15 protein-coding genes and 3 pseudogenes are annotated in these 18,215 nt (G+C 69.5%); 12 read left to right on the top strand and 6 right to left on the bottom strand.

Features of this window, described 5'->3' with window-relative positions:
• Positions 1 to 4: 4 nt before the first annotated feature.
• The gene (locus BN159_RS04635) at positions 5 to 391 is read left to right on the top strand and encodes a PPOX class F420-dependent oxidoreductase (RefSeq protein ID WP_041818817.1); all 387 of its coding nucleotides are present in this window, start codon (positions 5 to 7) and stop codon (positions 389 to 391) included.
• A gap of 18 nt (positions 392 to 409) precedes the next feature.
• Here BN159_RS04635 and BN159_RS04630 read toward each other — a convergent pair whose 3' ends face one another.
• Positions 410 to 856 (bottom strand): Zn-ribbon domain-containing OB-fold protein, encoded by a 447-nt coding sequence (locus BN159_RS04630; protein ID WP_015655748.1) that lies wholly within the window; start codon positions 854 to 856, stop codon positions 410 to 412.
• A 146-nt stretch (positions 857 to 1,002) separates the two neighbouring features.
• Entirely contained in the window at positions 1,003 to 1,743 is a 741-nt protein-coding gene (locus BN159_RS04625) for a TetR family transcriptional regulator (RefSeq protein WP_015655747.1), read from the bottom strand.
• Positions 1,744 to 1,865: 122 nt separating this feature from the next.
• Here BN159_RS04625 and BN159_RS04620 point away from each other — a divergent pair, with 122 nt between their 5' ends.
• The 8 genes from BN159_RS04620 (at position 1,866) to BN159_RS04585 (ending at position 10,623) form a co-directional block, all read left to right on the top strand.
• Complete coding sequence (locus tag BN159_RS04620; RefSeq protein WP_015655746.1) at positions 1,866 to 2,492, top strand: DUF6629 family protein; 627 nt, start codon at positions 1,866 to 1,868, stop codon at positions 2,490 to 2,492.
• Between the two features lie 105 nt (positions 2,493 to 2,597).
• On the top strand, positions 2,598 to 3,689 hold the full coding sequence (locus BN159_RS04615) for a substrate-binding domain-containing protein (protein WP_015655745.1): 1,092 nt from the start codon (positions 2,598 to 2,600) through the stop codon (positions 3,687 to 3,689).
• Between the two features lie 124 nt (positions 3,690 to 3,813).
• Positions 3,814 to 5,124, top strand: coding sequence for an ABC transporter substrate-binding protein (locus BN159_RS04610; protein WP_015655744.1), 1,311 nt, complete (start codon positions 3,814 to 3,816; stop codon positions 5,122 to 5,124).
• Positions 5,125 to 5,223: 99 nt separating this feature from the next.
• Positions 5,224 to 6,177: a carbohydrate ABC transporter permease gene (locus tag BN159_RS04605; protein ID WP_015655743.1), complete on the top strand. Its 954-nt coding sequence runs from the start codon at positions 5,224 to 5,226 to the stop codon at positions 6,175 to 6,177.
• Positions 6,174 to 7,097 carry a carbohydrate ABC transporter permease gene (locus BN159_RS04600; RefSeq protein WP_015655742.1) on the top strand — a complete coding sequence of 308 codons (924 nt, stop codon included), beginning with the start codon at positions 6,174 to 6,176 and terminating at the stop codon, positions 7,095 to 7,097. Before BN159_RS04605 ends, BN159_RS04600 begins: the two co-directional genes overlap by 4 nt.
• Before the next feature lie 98 nt (positions 7,098 to 7,195).
• Positions 7,196 to 8,185 (top strand): hydroxyacid dehydrogenase, encoded by a 990-nt coding sequence (locus BN159_RS04595; RefSeq protein ID WP_051113624.1) that lies wholly within the window; start codon positions 7,196 to 7,198, stop codon positions 8,183 to 8,185.
• A gap of 72 nt (positions 8,186 to 8,257) precedes the next feature.
• Positions 8,258 to 9,718 (top strand): HAD-IA family hydrolase, encoded by a 1,461-nt coding sequence (locus tag BN159_RS04590; protein ID WP_015655740.1) that lies wholly within the window; start codon positions 8,258 to 8,260, stop codon positions 9,716 to 9,718.
• 74 nt (positions 9,719 to 9,792) lie between these two features.
• Positions 9,793 to 10,623 (top strand): ATP-grasp domain-containing protein, encoded by an 831-nt coding sequence (locus BN159_RS04585; RefSeq protein ID WP_015655739.1) that lies wholly within the window; start codon positions 9,793 to 9,795, stop codon positions 10,621 to 10,623.
• Here BN159_RS04585 and BN159_RS43645 read toward each other — a convergent pair.
• Both BN159_RS43645 and BN159_RS04580 read right to left on the bottom strand, forming a co-directional pair.
• Positions 10,610 to 10,789 (bottom strand): annotated as a pseudogene (locus BN159_RS43645) (hypothetical protein); the annotation flags it as partial. The gene BN159_RS04585 and the pseudogene BN159_RS43645 overlap by 14 nt on opposite strands.
• A 9-nt stretch (positions 10,790 to 10,798) precedes the next feature.
• Positions 10,799 to 11,604: pseudogene (locus BN159_RS04580) on the bottom strand (transposase family protein).
• Between the two features lie 339 nt (positions 11,605 to 11,943).
• Here BN159_RS04580 and BN159_RS04575 point away from each other — a divergent pair.
• Positions 11,944 to 12,987: an IS630 family transposase gene (locus tag BN159_RS04575; protein ID WP_197541366.1), complete on the top strand. Its 1,044-nt coding sequence runs from the start codon at positions 11,944 to 11,946 to the stop codon at positions 12,985 to 12,987.
• Positions 12,988 to 13,005: 18 nt separating this feature from the next.
• Here BN159_RS04575 and BN159_RS47695 read toward each other — a convergent pair whose 3' ends face one another.
• Positions 13,006 to 13,488 carry an RICIN domain-containing protein gene (locus BN159_RS47695; RefSeq protein ID WP_408055035.1) on the bottom strand — a complete coding sequence of 161 codons (483 nt, stop codon included), beginning with the start codon at positions 13,486 to 13,488 and terminating at the stop codon, positions 13,006 to 13,008.
• A gap of 518 nt (positions 13,489 to 14,006) precedes the next feature.
• Here BN159_RS47695 and BN159_RS04570 point away from each other — a divergent pair.
• A pseudogene (locus tag BN159_RS04570) lies at positions 14,007 to 14,812 on the top strand (transposase family protein).
• Here BN159_RS04570 and BN159_RS04565 read toward each other — a convergent pair.
• Entirely contained in the window at positions 14,804 to 17,086 is a 2,283-nt protein-coding gene (locus BN159_RS04565; RefSeq protein WP_041818815.1) for a polysaccharide lyase 8 family protein, read from the bottom strand. The pseudogene BN159_RS04570 and the gene BN159_RS04565 overlap by 9 nt on opposite strands.
• A 167-nt stretch (positions 17,087 to 17,253) precedes the next feature.
• Here BN159_RS04565 and BN159_RS04560 point away from each other — a divergent pair, with 167 nt between their 5' ends.
• Positions 17,254 to 17,919, top strand: a complete 666-nt coding sequence (locus BN159_RS04560) for a peptidoglycan-binding protein (RefSeq protein ID WP_015655735.1) — start codon at positions 17,254 to 17,256, stop codon at positions 17,917 to 17,919.
• The last annotated feature ends 296 nt before the right edge of the window (positions 17,920 to 18,215 follow it).

The raw sequence follows: 18,215 nt of genomic DNA, 5'->3' as shown, positions 1-18,215 counted from the left end.
GCCCATGGACGACACGCCGCTGGAGCGGCTCGCCACCGGCCAGTACCTGCTGATCACCAGCTACCGCAAGAACGGCACCCCCGTGCCCACCCCGGTATGGGTGGTGCGTGACGGCGACGCCCTCGGCGTGTGGACGGTCGCGGACTCCTGGAAGGTCAAGCGCATCCGGGCCCGCGCGGACATCCTGGTCGGCCCCTGCGATCTGCGCGGCAAGCCCACGGGGGACCAGATCCCGGCCACAGCCGAGATCACCGACCGGGAGATCAGCGCCCGCTACCGCAAGCTGATCGCCCGCAAGTACGGCATCGTCGGCCGCCTCAGCCTGCTCGGCAGCCGAATCCGCCGGGGCACGGACGGCACGGTGGGGCTGCGGATCAGGCTGACGCCGTAGGAATGCTGTGAGCGCTCATCAGGTCCAGGCGCGATAGGGCTCGTCGACCAGCTGGAAGACCGGCTCGCCCCGGACCGGGTCCTTGGCCTGGGAGAGGCGGACCCGGTCGCCGCTGTGGATGCCGATCAGCGGGCCCATCACCCGGCCGCGCACCACGAAGCCCTCGGCCATCTCGACCAGCGACACATTGCGCGCGGCCGGGGTGTTGCGGTGCACCACCGTCGAGTGCCGCACCGTCCCCGTGCCCTCACTGCGCTCCGTGCGCAGCTCGCTGCCCTGGCAGACGGGACACAGCAGCCGGTGGTACATCGCGGTACCGCACCAGGTGCAGCGCTGGAAGAGCATGGCGTCCGTGTCCTGGGCGGCCGCGCCGGTGGCTTCGAGTACGCCGACCGCGGAGCCGACTGCGGAGCCGACCGCGGGGCCGATGGTCTGACGAGCAACGCTTCCTGAGGGGTGGTACACGCTGGTCAACTCCCTGCGCTCGGCCGGAATCCCACGCACGCGGGACGGCCGCGCACGCACGTGCCCGGTCGCTGTGCCACCGTGCACACCGGCAGCGTATGGCACTCAGTGCCAGAGGTAAAGGCACTCCGTACCCTCAAAACCGCTCAGTTTGCGACGGATCCCCGAGCGGTCTCGATCTCCTGGACAACCCGCCACAGGGGCGCGTCCCGGCGGGCCACCACGACCATCACGTCCTCGGGCCGAGTGTCGGCGAGCGTCGTGGGCGGGGCACCGAAGGACGACTGCACATAGCGCAGCGCGTGGTCGACGGTGGCGTCGGCGTCGCCCTTGCCGTCCGAACGCAGCCAGGAACGCAGCGCGTTGTTGTGCGCGGCGACCACGGCGGCCGCGATCACATCGGCCTGGAGCGTCCCGTCACGCCGGCCCGCGAAGCGCGTCCGCAGATACGCGGCGAGCGCCCGCTCGTAGCGCCACACCACCGACAGCTCATAGGCCCGCAGGCCCGGAACCTGCCGGGTGAGCCGGTAGCGCTGCACGGAGAAGGTCGGGTTCTCGGCGTACATGCGCAGCACCAGGCGGGCCGCGTCGCACACCCGCCGCACCGGCTCCTCGTCCGGGGTGCCGGAGGCCAGGAACGCCGTCATGTCGGCCAGACAGCGCTCGTGGTCGGGGAAGACGACGTCCTCCTTGGACGGGAAGTATCGGAAGAACGACCGCCGCCCCACCCCGGCCAGCGCCACGATGTCGTCGATCGTGGTCTGCTCGTAGCCCCGCTCGAGGAACAGCCGGAAGGCCGCGGCGACCAGCGCCTCCCGCATGGGCGGCTTCGCGGCCGCCGCCTCCGCCTTCTCGCCGCGGCGGGGCGCCGCACTGCTGGAGCTCATGGTCGGGAACGTAGCACCTGACCACCCGCGATGGCACTCAGTGCACCCCAGATGGGGAACTGAGTGCATTTGGCGTGGACAGGAGAAGATGGAGTTCCTGCCGTTCGATCACCGGGGGAACGATGTGCTGGAGCGCGGAGGCCGACCTCGTGGCGGGTGCCGGCATCGCCGCCATCGGCGTGGCCTGTGTGGCACAGGCCCGCCGCGCCCGTGATCTGCCGTTGGCGGCGCTGCCGCTGCTGCTGGGCGCGCACCAGCTGATCGAGGCGGCGGTCTGGGCGCAGGACGGCGGAACCGGTCCTGCCGTGCTCGCCTGGGCCGTCATCGCGCTCCCGTTGCTGCCGTTCTGGGTGCCGGTGGGCGTCTTCGCGGCGGCGCCACGGCGGGCCCGGCCACGGCTGGTCGTCCCGCTCACCGTCGGGATCGCCACCACGGCGGTGCTCTCCTACGTCCTCGCCACACGGGCGGTGCGCGCCGAGATCCGCGGCCACACCGTGGGATACGCCGTCGACCTGCCGCATGCCGAGCTGGTGATCGCGGGGTATCTGATCGCCACCATCGGCTCCGTCCTGCTCTCCGGTGAGCGAGGGCTGGTGATGTTCGGGGTGCTGGTGGCCGTGGGGGCACTGATCTGCACGGCGCTGTGGCGCACGGAGTTCGTGTCGACGTGGTGCGCGTTCGCCGCGGTGGCCTCGGTGGTGCTGCTGGGGTGGGTGCGCGGGGGCGGGAGCCGGACCGTGGCGGCATGATCGTATTGATCGCAAACGATCGATACGATGGTGGGCGTACAGTGAGCGCTCCGGGATCAGGCCTCTGCCCGTGCCCGGAAACACGTCACCGACCAGGGGGAACCCATGCGACTCCATGTCGACCAGCGCCATGAGCGAGTGCTCGAACTCGTCCGCGAGCGGCGCAGCATCCGGGTCGCCGAACTCGCCGCCGAACTCGGCGTCTCCGCGGTCACCTTGAGGCGGGACGTGGAGGCGCTGGCCGCCCAGGGACGGGTGCAGCGGCTGCACGGCGCGGTGGTGTGGCCGGAGGACAGCGCGGCCGAACCGCGCGAGCGGCCGGCGGGTGCCGGGGGCGCGGTGATCGGAATGATCGTGCCGACCACGAACTACATCTTCGCCGACATCGTCCGCGGCGCCCGGGAGGCCGTCGCGGCGCAGGGCGGACGGCTGGTGCTCGGGGTGTCCGGGTATGTCGACGCCGAGGACTCCGTGCAGGCCGAGCATCTGATCGCGGGCGGCGCGCAGGGGCTGCTCGTCGCGCCGAGCTGGTTCGGGGGAGTGCCCGAGGACGGGCAGGAGAAGTGGCTGCTGGCGCACGACGTCCCGGCGGTCCTCGTGGAACGCTCGGCGCCGCCCGGCAACCCCGCCGCTGTCCTGGACCGGGTCCGCACCGACCGAGCCCACGGTGCCGCCGTCGCCGTGGGGCACTTCGCCTCCCTCGGCCACCGCAAGATCACCGCGGTGCTCCAGGAAGGGCCGCACGCCGACCAGATCTCCGCCGGATTCCGGGCCGCCGTGGGTGCCCTCGGGCTGGACGTCGACATCGACGCCCCGTCGGTGCGCGAGCACGGCGACTACGAGGCGAGCGTCGACCACCTCGTCGACGCCGTGCACAAACGCGGGGTCACCGCGGCGCTGGTGCACAGCGACGAGGACGCGATCGTGCTGGTGCCGCGGCTCCAGGCCGCCGGGGTGCGGGTGCCGGACGACCTGGCGCTGATCGCCTACGACGACGAGGTCGCGGGTCTGTCCGACGTACCGCTCACCGCCATCGCCCCGCCCAAGCGCTCGGTCGGCGAACTCGCCGCCAAGCTGCTGCTCCAGCGGCTGGCGGAGCGTCGCGAGGGGCGGCAGCCGGGGCCCGGTCAACACGTCGATCTGCTGCCCGTGTTGAGGATTCGCACCTCCTGCGGCGGCGAAGCGATCGCGGAGTGAGCGTTACGTTCATTGTGCGATCGTTTTGATTGTCTTGGTTGAACGCTCTTGACGTCGATCGTTCTGGCGCAAAAGATGTCCTGCGACCGCCTCTTCCCGTACGAGGTCCCGTAGGAGACGTGCCATGACGCGCACTTCACGTTCGTTCCGCAGCACCGCCACCCTCGCCGCCGTCGCCGCGTTCGGCCTGCTCGCCACCGCGTGCGGTGGGGACGGCGACTCGACCGACACCGCCGGCGAGGGCAAGCCGGTCACCCTCACCTACTGGACCTGGACGCTCGGGGCCGAGTCGACCGTCGAGGCGTTCAACAGGACGCACCAGGACATCAAGGTCGAGCTCACCGAGATACCGAGCGGCACCGAGGGGTACAGCAAGCTCGCCAACGCCGTGAAGGCGGGCAATGCGCCGGATGTGGCGACGATCGAGTACCAGATGGTCCCCGAGTTCGCCAGCCAGGGCAATTTGATCGATCTGAGCGAGTACGCAGGAGAAACGGTCAAGACGAAGTTCCCGCAGTCCATTCAGGACCTGGTGACCTTCGGTGGCAAGACCTGGACCGTCCCCTACGACGCGGCGCCGCAGCTCTACTACTACCGCACCGACCTGTTCAAGAAGTTCGGCATCGAAGTCCCCACCACCTGGGACGAGTTCAAGGCGGCCGCGGAGAAGGTCAAGAAGCAGGACAAGAGCGTCCGGCTCGCTTCCATGCCGAAGAACGACCCCGCACTGCTGGCCGCCCTGTCCTGGCAGGCCGGGGCGAAGTGGTTCTCCGTCGAGGGCGACGCCTGGAAGCCCGCCGTCGACGACGCCGCGACCAACAAGGTCACCTCCTACTGGGACGGACTGATCGAGGACGACCTCGTGCAGTCCTACACCGGCTACAGCCCCGAGGAGACCAAGGCCCGCACCTCCGGCAGGACCCTCTCCTTCCTCGGCGCGACCTGGTCCGCGGGCGGCATGAAGACCGCCATGCCCGACCTTGCCGGCAAGTGGGCCGTCGCCCCCATGCCCCACTGGGGCACCGCCGCCAGCGGCAACTACGGCGGCACCTCCTACGGCGTCCTCAAGGGCAGCGACCAGGCCGAGGCCGCCGCCGAGTTCATCACCTGGCTCACGACGAACAAGGCCGGAGTCGAATCCCGCCTCGCCGACCTGGAGTCGCCCAGCAGCGCCCTGCCCGCCAACCCCGAGATGCGGGAAGTGGCCGCCGCGAAGTTCGACACCGCCTACCTGAACGGCCAGGACCTCTACGCCCTCGCCTCCGAGCAGGCCGAGACCATCGTCCCCGGCTGGACCTGGGGCCCGAACCAGATGGACGTCTACACCGCGGTCCAGGACCGGACCGCCAAGTCCGACTTCACCTCCGGCGTCGAGGCGGGCCAGCAGAAGGCCGAGTCCGGCATCACGGAACGCGGCCTGAAGCTCGCGAAGTAGTCACGCGGCCCGCCTCCCGTCGTCCACCCACCCCTTACGGCGCCCCGCCCCGCCCCCCGGCAGGGGCGACGCGTCGCTCAACCTCGCCAAGGAGATGCTGTGACAGCACCCTCCGCCCCGGTCGCGCGGCCCACGGCCGTACGGGCGTCCGGCGCCTCGCCGCTGCGGCGCGGCCAGCGCCGTGCCGCCGCCCTGTTCATCGTCCCCTTCTTCGTCCTGTTCGCCGCGGTCATGGCGGCGCCCATCGCCTACGCGGTGTGGATGAGCCTGTTCCAGGAGCGCTCCTCCGGACTCGGGTTCGGGGGCACCGAGCGGGTGTTCGCGGGACTCGGCAACTACGCCAAGGCCCTGTCCGACGCCGGATTCCGCGCCTCCTTCGGGCACATCGCGCTGTACTGCGCCCTGTACATCCCGGTGATGATCGGCGGCTCCCTCGCCCTGGCCCTGCTGGTGGACTCCGCACTGGCCCGCGCCAAACGGTTCTTCCAACTCGCGTTGTTCCTGCCGCATGCGATCCCCGGCCTGATCGCCTCGATCATCTGGATCTACCTGTACACACCCGGTCTGAGCCCGGTGCTCGACTGGATCGGTGCGCTCGGCGGCTCCTGGGACTTCTACCGCAGCGATCATGTGCTCACCTCCCTGGTCAACCTGACCGCCTGGCAGTGGACCGGCTACAACATGGTCATCTTCTACGCCGCCCTCCAGGCCGTACCGCGCGAAGTGATCGAAGCGGCCGTCGTGGACGGCGCCGGCGCCCTGCGCACCGCCCTCCGGATCAAGGTCCCGATGATCGCTTCCGCGGTCGTCATGACCGTTCTGTTCACCTGCGTCGGCGCGATCCAGATCTTCACCGAACCCAAGCTCCTCAACCAGCGCGGCGCCCCCTCGATCGACACCGAGTGGTCCCCGACCCTCTACATCTGGAAGGCCGGTTTCGTGCAGCACGACTACGGCCTGGCCGCCGCCGCGTCCCTGATGCTCGCCGCCCTCGGTATCGCCCTCTCCTACCTCGTCACCCGGCTCGGCAACCGGTGGAAGGCCGCGCAATGAGCACCCTCACCCAGGACATCCCACCCACGGCACGGCCCTCGGCCGCTCCCGAGCGCGAAGAAACCACCCGCCGCCGCACGGCCCCAGGCGCCCTGCTCTCCAAGGGCGTCGTCAACGGACTGCTGATCGTCGCCGCGTTCTACACCCTGATGCCGGTCAGCTGGCTGCTCTTCGCCGCCACCAAGAACCACCGCGACCTGTTCGCCACGTCCGGCTTCGCCTTCGGCGACTTCAACCTGTTCGCCAACCTCGAACGCGTCTTCACCTTCAACGACGGCATCTATCTGCGCTGGTTCGGCAACAGCATCCTCTACTCCGTCGTCGGTTCAGCCGTCTCCACCCTCCTGTGCGTCGCCACCGGCTACGCCTTCGACAAGTACGAATTCCGCGGCAAGGAGAAGCTGTTCGCGCTGGTCCTCGGCGGCGTCCTGGTCCCCACCACGGTCATCCAGCTGCCGATGTACCTGCTGGCCACCAAGGCCGGAGTCGTCAACACCTACTGGGCCCTGCTGCTGCCCGCCCTGGTCAACCCCTTCGGCGTCTACCTCGCCCGCGTCTTCTCCGAGGGCTACGTCCCCGGCGAGGTCCTGGAGGCCGCCCGCGTCGACGGCGCCGGTGAGCTGCGCACCTTCGCCCGGATCGGACTGCCCATGCTGGCGCCGGGTTTCATGACCATCTTCCTGTTCTCGTTCACCGCCAGCTGGAACAACTTCTTCGGCGCCCTGGTCATGCTCAACGACGAACAGCTCTACCCGGTCAACCTCGGCCTGTTCATGTGGAACAGCGTCACCCAGCAGCAGCCCGAGTTCTACTCGCTCGTCATCACCGGCTCCCTCGTCGCCGTCGTCCCGCTGATCGTCGCCTTCGTCTGCCTCCAGCGCTTCTGGCGCTCCGGGCTGACCGCGGGCGCGGTGAAGTGACGATGCCCGCACCGGACGGCGCCCCCTTCAACGCACCGGAAGGCACCCCCCTGAACACCGCCCCCTTGAACGCCCCCCGCCCGCACACCCTCCTCGCCATGGGCGCCCAGATCCACCGGCAGCTCCTCGCCGACGCCGAGACCGAGACCGCGCTGAGCCGCCTGCACACCGTCGCCCAGGCCGACACCACCACTGCCGTCACCGACCTGACCACCACCGACCCGCGCGAACTCGCCTCCGCAGAAGTCCTGTTCACCCACTGGGGCGCCCCCCTCCTCACCGAGGAAGCGCTCACCCTGATGCCCCGGCTGCGCGCGGTCGTGCACGCAGCGGGCTCCGTCAAGCACCATGTCACCGACGCCGTCTGGCGCCGCGGCATCGCGGTCTCCTCCGCGGCCGCCGCCAACGCCCTGCCCGTCGCCGAATTCACCCTCGCCGCCATCCTGTTCGCCGGCAAACGCGTTCTCGACGTCGCCCACACCTACGCCGCCACCCGCACCCGCCCCGACCTGCTGCCGTACTACAGCGGCCACGGCAACTACCACCGCACCGTCGGCATCGTCGGCGCCTCCCGCATCGGCCGCCGCGTCATCGAACTGCTGCGCCCCTTCGACCTCGACGTCCTGCTCCACGACCCCTACGTCGACGCCCACCGGGCCCGCGCCCTCGGTGTGAAGCCGGCCGGTCTCGACGAACTGGTCCGGCACAGCGACGTGGTGTCGATCCACGCGCCCCAACTCCCCGAGACCCACCACATGTTCGACACCCGCCGCCTTGCCCTGATGAAGGACGGCGCCACCCTCGTCAACACCGCCCGCGGCGACCTCGTCGACACCGACGCGCTCACCGCACACCTGGTCACCGGCCGCCTGCACGCCGTCCTCGACGTCACCGAACCGGACGTACCCCCGGCCGACTCACCGCTCTACACGCTGCCCAACGTGCTGCTCACCCCCCACATCGCCGGCTCCCTCGGCAACGAGCTCGGCCGGATGACCGACTGGGCCGTCGACGAGGTCGCCCGCTACGCCCAGGGCCTGCCCCTCGCCCACGAGGTCGCCCCCGACGAACTGATCCGCTCGGCCTGAGCCGACTTGCTCCGACCGAGCCGAGCAGCGCCGCCCGCTCGGCGTGAACACCCGCCGCAGGAAAGGACCTTCATGCCCGCCCCGGCCCACCGCGTCCTCGTCGTCGGCATCGACGGCGTACGCCTCGACACCCTGAACCGGCTGCCCACCCCGCACCTGGACACGCTGGCCGCCGAGGGCTTCCTCCGTCCCGTGGAGGTCGACGCGCAGACGCCCACCATGTCCGGCCCGTGCTGGGCGACCGTCGTCACCGGTGTCACGGTCGCCCGGCACGGGGTGTGGAGCAACGACTTCACGGGCCACCGCCTGGACGTCTTCCCGGACTTCGCGACCCGCCTCACCGCCCAGGGCGGCCTGCGCACCTTCGTCGCCGCGGGCTGGCAGCCCCTGATGCAGGCCCACGCGGGCGGCCCCCTCTTCGCCGCCCCCTCCCGGTCCGTGTACATCTCACCCACCGAGGACACACCGGAAGCCTGGGAACACTGCGACGAACAGATCACCGACGCGGCCGTACGACTCCTCGCCGACCCCGCCGACGACACGGCCGCCTCCTTCGTCTACCTCGGCGCACCCGACGAGACCGCCCACTTCCTCGGCTGCGGCGAGCCCTACGAGGCCGCGATCCGCCGGGCCGACGCCCGCCTCGGCCGCCTGCTGGAGGCGGTCCGCTCCCGGCCGTCGTACCCCGACGAACAGTGGACCGTGCTGGTCGTCACCGACCACGGCCACGTCGACGCGGGCGGCCACGGCGGCCGTACGGAAACGGAGCGCACGGCGTGGCTCGCCGCCGCCGGACCCGGGATCGGCGCACCGGCCAGGGGCCTGCGCCACGTCGATGTCGCCGCCCAGGTGTTCGCCGCGCTCGGCCGCCACCCCGACCGGCACTGGACGCTCGACGGAACGCCCTTCGCGGCCGCCCCGCACGCCGTGCTGCTCGACATGGACGGCACGCTCGTCGACACCGAGTCCCTGTGGCTGCGGACGGTCCGCGAGGCCGTGCCGGGCATCGAACCGGACGCCCTCTTCCCGGCACTCGACCGCTCGGCCGCCGACACCGCCGCCCTGCTGCATCCCGAGGACCCGCACACCCTCGCAGCAGACCTCGAAGACCGGTTCTTCGCCGCCATCCAGCGCGAGGCCGCCCCACTGCCCGGGGCTCTCGAACTCCTCGACCTGCTCCAGGGCCTCGGCATCCCGGCCGCTCTCGTCTCGGCGTCCTCCCGCCCGGTCGTGGACGCGGTCCTGAAAACGCTCGGCCACGACCGGTTCCGCGCCACGGTCGCCGAGGGCGAGACCCCGCGCACCAAACCGGCCGCCGACCCCTACCTCGCCGCCGCCCGGGCGCTCGGCGTCGACCCCGCCGCCTGCCTTGCCGTAGAGGACTCGCCGACCGGCGTCACCGCCGCCGAGGCCGCGGGCTGCCGCGTCCTGGCCGTCCCCTCCTACACGCCCATCGAGCCGGGCCCCCGATGCACGGTCCGCCGGCGCCTCGCGGGAATCGGCAGGCGGGAGCTGTGGGCGGCGGGACTGTGACGTCGTAACCCGACATTTGTTCGGTGCGGGCGGGCCTGCATACGATCACCTCCCGCCCGCCCCGAGGAGCCCGTATGCCGACCGCCCGCCGCAGCCTGCTCTACGTCACCGACCTGGCTTATCCGGCCCGCGGGCGCCGCTACTGCGACGAGGACATCCAGCTCACCGCCGCCCTGCGGGAGGACTTCGACCTCGCCCTGTGCCACCCGCGGGACACCGTCGCGCTCATGGACGGCTTCGACGCCGTCGTCGTCCGCAACAGCGGTCCTGTGCTGGCGTACCAGGAGGACTACGACGCCTTCCGCCGGCGGGCGGCCGAGCGCGGGGCGCTCGTCTACAACGAGCTGACCGGGCGCGCTGACATGGCGGGTAAGCAGTACCTGCTCGACCTGACCGCCGAGGGCTTCCCGGTCATCCCGACCGTCGACCGGCCCGAGGACCTGCCCCGGCTGCCCGACGCCGAGCGCTACGTCGTCAAGCCGAAGCTCGGCGCCGACTCGATAGGCCTGGAGATCGTCAGCGGGGACCGGGCCCGCGAGCTGGCCGACGGCAGCGTCCTCGTCCAGCCGTGCGTCGACTTCGCCTACGAGGTCTCCTTCTACTTCGTCGACCACCACTTCCAGTACGCCCTGAACGCCCCGCACCCGGACCGCCGTTGGGAGCTCCGGCCCTACGAACCCACCGGCGCCGACCTGGAGTTCGCCCGGCGCTTCATCGACTGGAACGGCATCGGCCACGGCATCCAGCGCGTCGACGCCTGCCGCGCCCCCGGCGGGGAGTTGCTGCTGGTGGAGTTGGAGGACCTCAACCCGTATCTGTCCCTGGACGCCCTCGACGCGCCGCGAAAGGACGCCTTCGTAACGGCGATGAAGGCGTCCCTGCACGGGATGTTCAGCCGAGCCTGACGGTGACGCGCTGGGTGGCGCCCGCCGTGGTGCTGAGGTCGCCGAAGGTGAGCGCCAGGGAGGAGCCGGTCGTCGCCGAGGTGACGGTGGCCGGTTCGGACGTCACCGAGGCGACGGCGCGGTTCCAGGTGAGGGTCAGGCTCGTGCGCATGCGCATGGGATCACTGAACCTCTTTCATCCTGAATAGTTGCAGGTCATGAGTGTGTGGATGGCTCGGACGATGGTGCCGATGCGCCGGGTTGAACATCGGGCTCGTCGTAACAGCCGCCAGGACTTCAGCTGTGCGAAGGCGCGTTCTCCCGGAGCCCGCAGCCGGGCATGGTCACGGTTGAACTGCTGGTAGTGCTCGGGCTGTTCGTGGTGGTGGTAGTAGGGGGTGCGGAAGGTGGCGCCGGCGCCCTGGTAGGCCCGGTCGGCGAGGACCAGGATCTGCCGGGTGAGGCAGGCTTGGACGATGCCGTGCGCGCGGGCCGCGGTCAGGTCGTGCGTGCGGCCTGGTGTCGCGCGGGAGAACCACAGTGGGGTGCCGTCCGGGCGTGCGACGACCTGGACATTCATGCCGTGCTGCTTGTGCTTCTGCGAGTAGTACGGCTGGTCCGCGGCGATTCGGTCGGTGGGGATGAGCGTGCCGTCGACGATGACGAAGTCTCCTTCGCCCAGCCCGGTGAGGGCCTCGTGCAGGCCCGGCGCCCAGGAGGCCAGGACTTCGAGTGTCTCGTCGACGTAGCGCCAGGCCGTCGCCTCCGACACCCCGAACCCGGCACCGACTTGTGCGAACGTCTCGTTCTTCCGTAGATGGGCCAGCGTCAGCAGGGCTTGCTTGAAGCAGCTCAACTTCCGCCAGTGTGTGCGAAGTTCACGCCTTCGGGTGTAGATGAGCCAGGAGACGTGCTCGACCAGTTCGTACGGGACATCGAGCATGGAAGGATACGGAACCAACGAAGCCCCCCGGCCGTCGGCGTGTTGAGTGAGATCACCACACCAACGACGAGGGGCTTCGGCACGTCACCGCACCTGACCAGCCCACTTCATCCCCACGGCACAGGATGAAAGAGGTTCACTGGGCCAAGGCGGCGAACTAACCCGCTCCCGCGCGCTACCGGGTGCGGTGGCGGCGCTCGCCGGGGGCGGAATCGCCGCAGGGAGGGGGCGGGTTACGGTGCCGGTGCTGCGAGTCCGGGCCCCGTGCGGCGGAAGTGCTGACGGCGTGTGGAAATGGTCCTGACTTTGGGGCCATCTGACCTGCCATGCCTTTGCGGATGCGGGCTATGTACGCTATTGATCCGAAACGGTAGATGTTCTGGGTCGTTGATCCCTGCGTGAGTGAACTGGTGGGGGACGCAAGGCAGTTGTCGCCGTCGGCTCAGGAGGCCCTTCGACTGCGAGCGGTGGCCGCGTTGGTGGCGGGCCGGGACCGTGAGGATGTCGCGGCGGTGTTCCGGGTCTCGCTCAAGGCGGTGGACAATTGGTGGGCGAAGTGGCTGGCCGGCGGGCGCGAGGCGCTCGTGGCTCAGCCGCGTGGACGCCGGGTCGGCGAGCATCAGGTTCTCGACGCGGTCGAGCAGCAGGCGATCCGGCAGGCGGTTCTGGATCACCGCCCCTGTGACCTGGGGCTGGCCGGGCAGCTGTGGACGCGCGCGGGAGTGGGGGGCCTGATCGCGAAGCTGTACCGGGTGCGGCTGACCGAACAGGGGGTGGGCAAGTACCTGCGCCGCTGGGGCCTGTCGTTCCAGCGCCCGGACAAGCGGGCCGTCGAGCAGGACGCGGAAGCGGTCCGCGTCTGGCGGGAGGAGACCTGGCCGGCGATCCGCGCGAAGGCGAAGACCGAGGGCGGGGAGGTGCTCTTCGCCGATCAGGTCGGCATCCGTTCCGACCAGGTCACCGGCCGCACCTGGGGTGAGCGGGGCCGCACACCGGTCGTGCACCGCACGGGCAACCGGTTCTCCGTCAACGCGATGTCCGCGATCAGCACGAAGGGCCGCATGCACTTCATGGTGTTCACCGAGACCTTCGACGCCGACGTCATGTGCCGCTTCCTGGACCGGCTCGTCGGCCACTTCGACCACAAGGTGCACCTCGTCCTGGACGGTCACTCCGCGCACCGATCCCGCAAGGTCCGCGCTTGGCTGGCCGATCATCCGGACCGGATCGAGCTGCACTTCCTGCCGTCGTACTCGCCGGAGCTGAATCCCGACGAGCTGGTCAACGCCGACCTCAAACGGAGTCTGCCCATGCACAGCCGGGCCCGCGACCAGGCCCAACTCGCCGCCGAGACCCGCAGGTTCTTCCACCGCCGCCAACGTCAGCCACATATCGTCCGCGGCTACTTCGGCGGCCCGCACGTCCGCTACATCCTCGAATAGAACCGATTGAGTTTCGGATCAATAGGGCATCACACGCCACTTCTGATTGTTTCCCGGTGCCCAGCACTGGGCTTGAATGACGGATGCGCCATTCGCCAGGCTGAGATTCTTTACGTCGAGGCAGTGACCGGAGTGTAGAGCAACGAGCTTGTAAAATTCGTAGGACCTTGGCATGTATTTTCCGTCAGACCTGAGCTCGTATCCCGGTCCACCGAAGAAGCCCCAAGCCTGATTTGCGGCTCCGGTGCAATTCGCCTGAATTACATGTTCTCCGTGAGCGAGACTAGCCCATCTGACGTCAAGGCATTTATCGGAGTGCTGTGCTTTGATCGAGAAGCGGTCTCCACCCAGGGGTTCGAGCTTCCACTGTTGGTTGGTTCCGCCAGTGCAGTTGGCTTGGACTACTCCTGCGCCATGGTGTGTAGCCTGATACCCAACGTCTAGGCACATGTTGGAGTGCTCGACGCGGATCTCGTGGTAGGCATCACTCACCGGCGTCATTGGTGCCGCTTCTGTCGAGCCGCCTAGACCCCAACACGCGGCGCTCACTGCCGTCGCTGCCGTGGTTATGCGGAATGCGACCCGAGAACGATAGTTCGTGTCCATCGGCAATCCCTGACCAGATATGGATGAATGTCCATCGGCTTATCGCCTGCCGCGTGCTCCTAGCCGGGCCTCTTCCAGCATCCGAGGAGGAACACGGGGTGCCTCGTTGTTTCGTCAACGGACGTGATCCGGCTGGACTTTGAGTCTATGTCGGGAGTGAGGAACCTGCAATTCCAATGTTGTTGAACGTTAATTCGCTCCAGGCGTAGCAATAACTACGCCTCGTCGCAGCCCGTATTGCCGGTGAGGGCTTCTCGGCGTGTCCTCCCGCTCTTTTCCACGCGTCGTCGCTGGTGGTGGCGAGGAGGGTGCCGTCGGGTAAAACCGTCTCAGTGAACCTCTTTCATCCTGTGCCGTGGGGATGAAGTGGGCTGGTCAGGTGCGGTGACGTGCCGAAGCCCCTCGTCGTTGGTGTGGTGATCTCACTCAACACGCCGACGGCCGGGGGGCTTCGTTGGTTCCGTATCCTTCCATGCTCGATGTCCCGTACGAACTGGTCGAGCACGTCTCCTGGCTCATCTACACCCGAAGGCGTGAACTTCGCACACACTGGCGGAAGTTGAGCTGCTTCAAGCAAGCCCTGCTGACGCTGGCCCATCTACGGAAGAACGAGACGTTCGCACAAGTCGGTGCCGGGTTCGGGGTGTCGGAGGCGACGGCCTGGCGCTACGTCGACGAGACACTCGAAGTCCTGGCCTCCTGGGCGCCGGGCCTGCACGAGGCCCTCACCGGGCTGGGCGAAGGAGACTTCGTCATCGTCGACGGCACGCTCATCCCCACCGACCGAATCGCCGCGGACCAGCCGTACTACTCGCAGAAGCACAAGCAGCACGGCATGAATGTCCAGGTCGTCGCACGCCCGGACGGCACCCCACTGTGGTTCTCCCGCGCGACACCAGGCCGCACGCACGACCTGACCGCGGCCCGCGCGCACGGCATCGTCCAAGCCTGCCTCACCCGGCAGATCCTGGTCCTCGCCGACCGGGCCTACCAGGGCGCCGGCGCCACCTTCCGCACCCCCTACTACCACCACCACGAACAGCCCGAGCACTACCAGCAGTTCAACCGTGACCATGCCCGGCTGCGGGCTCCGGGAGAACGCGCCTTCGCACAGCTGAAGTCCTGGCGGCTGTTACGACGAGCCCGATGTTCAACCCGGCGCATCGGCACCATCGTCCGAGCCATCCACACACTCATGACCTGCAACTATTCAGGATGAAAGAGGTTCACTGACGCAGATCACCGCGGTGCCGTCGGCGCGCTCATTGATCATCACTGAGCACGGGGCGCTCGCGACGAGATCGCCCACGGTGCCGCCGAACCAGAAGTTGACCCCGGTGAAGCCGAGCGAGGGAACGGTCACGCCCTGCTGGTCGTCGGTGTTGGCGAGGACGCTCACCCAGCCGGTGGCGGCGGCCCGCGCCTGGGTCTGCGCCGCCGTCGCGCCCGGCATCAGCAGATAGGCGTAGGTGCCGGCGGTCGGGTCGGTGCCGTGGTCGACGTACATCGTCAGGTACTTGCGGTTCAGCGCGGTGGTCGAGCCGCCCTTGTTGATGTCGCTCCAGCGGCCCTCGCGTGTTTCGCGCAGCGCCTTGACGCTCGCCCCGCCGGGGAAGACATAGCCGCCGTGGCCGCCGATGTGCGCCCACCGCGCGCCGGTGAGCGTCTCCGACCAGGGGTAGGCGAGGGGCTTGGTGGTGCCGTCCACCGTGAAGGGGCTGTTGCCGGTGGGGCCGAGATTGCGGTTCTCGACGGTCGTCTCGACCGCTGTGCCGTCGGTGCAGCGGATGCCCGCGCCGAGGCAGACCACCGTGTCGTCGAGGAAGAACCACGACTTCTTCGCCAGCAGCGTGGACTGAAGTCCTTTCAGATACTGGCCGATCGCCGCCCGCTGCCCGTCGGTGGTGCCGCCCACCCAGTTCACATCGGGCAGCGACGCGCCCCAGTCCCCGCCGGCCGCGTCCGCGAGCACCTTGCGCGAGGCGGTGGTGCCGGGCAGCCGGCAGGGGTCGACGGTGGGCCAGAAGGCGTCGCTGTACTGGCCGTTGCCGAAGGTGTCGCCCCACCAGTAGAGCAGTCCGGAACCGGTGTGCCAGCCGCGCAGGTTCTCGCCGTTGCCCGTCTCGTAGTACGTGATCCTGCGGTCGGCCATGCTCAGCGAGGCGGCCCAGCCGGGTCTGCGGTGGGTGGCGCGGGCCATGTTGGTGAACAGGCGGTGACCGGTCGGCTCGGCGATCGATGTGATCGTCGTGTCGTCCAGGAGCGACTTCAGCCGGGCCAGGTGCGGCAGACCGATCGCGGGGTTGCTCATCGGCGGGCTGTAGTAGTCGCGCTGCACCCAGCCCTTGACCAGCCCGCGCCAACGAGCGGACTCGGTCGTGCTCGCGCCCTGTCCGAGCAGAACGATCGACGCGAGGATCGGATGACCGCGCAGGTGATCGTCCTGCTGGATCTGCTTGCTGTCGGACGCGGACAGCCCCCGGCTGATCGCCCGGCCGGAGACCCCGTCCATGACCAGGCCGTTGTAGAGGAACGGCGCCCACGCGTTCTCCACCGCGTCGAACACGATCTGCCGCTTGGGGCCGGTGATGGCCCAGGTCGACCCGTTGAGCAGCGCGAACAGCATCCCGAGCCCGCCGAGCAGCACCGAGCCGTAGGAGCCGGTGTAGGGCACGGTGCTGTGCTGGATGAACGATCCGTCGGTGTACAGCCCGTCCCCACTGCTGACATAGGGGAAGACGGGGGAGAGGGCGTCCCGGGCGAGCGCCACCTTCGCGGAGCTGCCCCCGACGATGCCGCGCAGCGCCAGTACCCGGCACAGGTCGACCCGGTTGGCGCCGGTGCTGGTCCCGGTGTAGTCGGCGACCGCCGAATCGGGCACGAAGTGGTCCACCGCCGCGCAGTAGTCGGAGATCTGCGCGGCGGTGAGCGAGTCGTACATCAGGACACAGACGTCGAGCAGCGCCTGCGGGGCGCCGATCTGCCAGCTGTACCAGTTGCCGTAGCGGGTCTGGTTTTCGTTGTACACCTCGCTGTGGAGGTGATCGAGTCCGGTCAGAACGGCCGTCCTGAGCGTGCTGTCGCCGGTGAGTCCGGTGCCGGGCTGGATGTACGCCTGGGCGAGCGTGTTGAGCCGGTTGTAGCTGGAGTTGAGGTTGCCCGAGTAGCCGTACGACTCCTGATCGGTGTCGGGTTCGGGGTCCGCGTACACCAGGTCCGGCCAGAGGGATCCGGCGGCCGGTGCCATGGTGGAGCGCAACTGGCCGGCGGTGCTGCCGAGTTCGGCGAGCCGGCTCTTGAAGGGTTCGGCGGTGGGGCTGAACCCCTCGCCGAGGATGAGCGTGCGCCACTTCGCGCGGAGGGTCGCGAACTCGTCCGCGTCCTCGGCGGCCCGCTCTTCGGCGGCGACGCCGACCGGGGTGGGGAGGGTGAAGGTGAGAGCGCTTGCTGTGCTCGCGGTCAGAAAGCCGCGACGTGACCAACGAGTCGTCATGACGGCGGTTTCTAGCACGGCATCGATCAAACGCTCAATAACTTTGGCCGAATTGAGCGTATCGATCGTTTGGTGGTGAGGGGATGCCTGAACTCCCGGGGTGACGGCCCCGTATCACTCATCGGAGTGATTTCGCCCCCTGCGCACGGGACGGAAGGAAACCGAACGTGGAGAACAACGGCCCACCCCTCGAACCGGCCCGAGTCCTGCGCCCGCGGCGCACCGACGCCCTCGCCGACCTGTTCCGCGAGCCGGCCGAGGACTCCGGCCCCTACGAGCCCGTCCCGCTGCCCGACCCGCCCTATGGCTCGGATGCCGACACCCAGGAACTGCCGCCCGTCCCCGCCGTCACCCCCGATCCCGGTGGCCGGCCCCGGAATACCCGCGCCCAGCCCCGCGTCACCGTCGCGGTCGCCGTGACCGCCGCGGCTCTGCTCGGCTTCGGCGCCGCCCTGTTCCTGCCGCGGGACGAGGAAGAGGGCCCGGAGGCGGGGGCTGCGCCCGCACCTCCCGCGACGGCCTCGCCGAGCCCCACCCCGCCCCCAACCCCGACGGACGGGGGCGTCTCCGACCCCAACGCCCCCGACCCGGACGGCCCCGGCACCCTGCGCGAAGGCGACAGCGGTCCCGAGGTGATCGAGCTTCAGCAGCGTCTGCTGGCCGTCCCGGACGTCTATACGGCCGGTTCCGCCAGCGGCGTCTATGACGCCACGCTCAGGGAGGCCGTGGCCCGCTTCCAGCTCTGGTACGGCATCAGCGGCGACGAGACCGGCGTCTACGGCAACGACACCCGCCGCTCGCTGGAGTCCCGCAACACCAGCGTGAGCGGCTGACGCGGACCGGTCGGCCGGTCCTTCGAACGCCGGGCAAGGGGTGCGGAAAGCGGTGCGAACGCTGCGTCACCGGGCGTCACCATGGGTGTGCGGGCCGCGCACCCGGCGCCCGGCCCGCTCCGATCCGAAGGCTCTCTCCGATGAACGGCTCCCGAGTCCCGGGCCTGGTGCTGCCCGTCCTCTTCCTGCTGGCCCTGACCGTGGGTGCCGTCTGGTACTGGCTCCACCGGCACGACGACTGACGAGCGGCGGCGTCGACGGGCTCCGGCTCGCCGAGTTCAGTGACAGTCGCCCGA

The sequence above is a fragment of the Streptomyces davaonensis JCM 4913 genome (assembly GCF_000349325.1).
Classification (GTDB): Bacteria; Actinomycetota; Actinomycetes; order Streptomycetales; family Streptomycetaceae; genus Streptomyces; species Streptomyces davaonensis.
Note: the sequence above shows the minus strand (reverse complement) of the source record. Positions and strands in the feature narration are given on the sequence as shown.

Bases quoted from the DNA above. Each gene is read 5' to 3' on its own strand.
- BN159_RS04635 (WP_041818817.1), top strand. From the start codon at position 5: ATGGACGACACGCCGCTGGAGCGGCTCGCCACCGGCCAGTACCTGCTG.
- BN159_RS04625 (WP_015655747.1), bottom strand. From the start codon at position 1,743: ATGAGCTCCAGCAGTGCGGCGCCCCGCCGCGGCGAGAAGGCGGAGGCG.
- BN159_RS04620 (WP_015655746.1), top strand. From the start codon at position 1,866: ATGTGCTGGAGCGCGGAGGCCGACCTCGTGGCGGGTGCCGGCATCGCC.
- BN159_RS04615 (WP_015655745.1), top strand. From the start codon at position 2,598: ATGCGACTCCATGTCGACCAGCGCCATGAGCGAGTGCTCGAACTCGTC.
- BN159_RS04610 (WP_015655744.1), top strand. From the start codon at position 3,814: ATGACGCGCACTTCACGTTCGTTCCGCAGCACCGCCACCCTCGCCGCC.
- BN159_RS04600 (WP_015655742.1), top strand. From the start codon at position 6,174: ATGAGCACCCTCACCCAGGACATCCCACCCACGGCACGGCCCTCGGCC.
- BN159_RS04595 (WP_051113624.1), top strand. From the start codon at position 7,196: ATGGGCGCCCAGATCCACCGGCAGCTCCTCGCCGACGCCGAGACCGAG.
- BN159_RS04590 (WP_015655740.1), top strand. From the start codon at position 8,258: ATGCCCGCCCCGGCCCACCGCGTCCTCGTCGTCGGCATCGACGGCGTA.
- BN159_RS04585 (WP_015655739.1), top strand. From the start codon at position 9,793: ATGCCGACCGCCCGCCGCAGCCTGCTCTACGTCACCGACCTGGCTTAT.
- BN159_RS47695 (WP_408055035.1), bottom strand. From the start codon at position 13,488: ATGACGCCGGTGAGTGATGCCTACCACGAGATCCGCGTCGAGCACTCC.
- BN159_RS04565 (WP_041818815.1), bottom strand. From the start codon at position 17,086: ATGACGACTCGTTGGTCACGTCGCGGCTTTCTGACCGCGAGCACAGCA.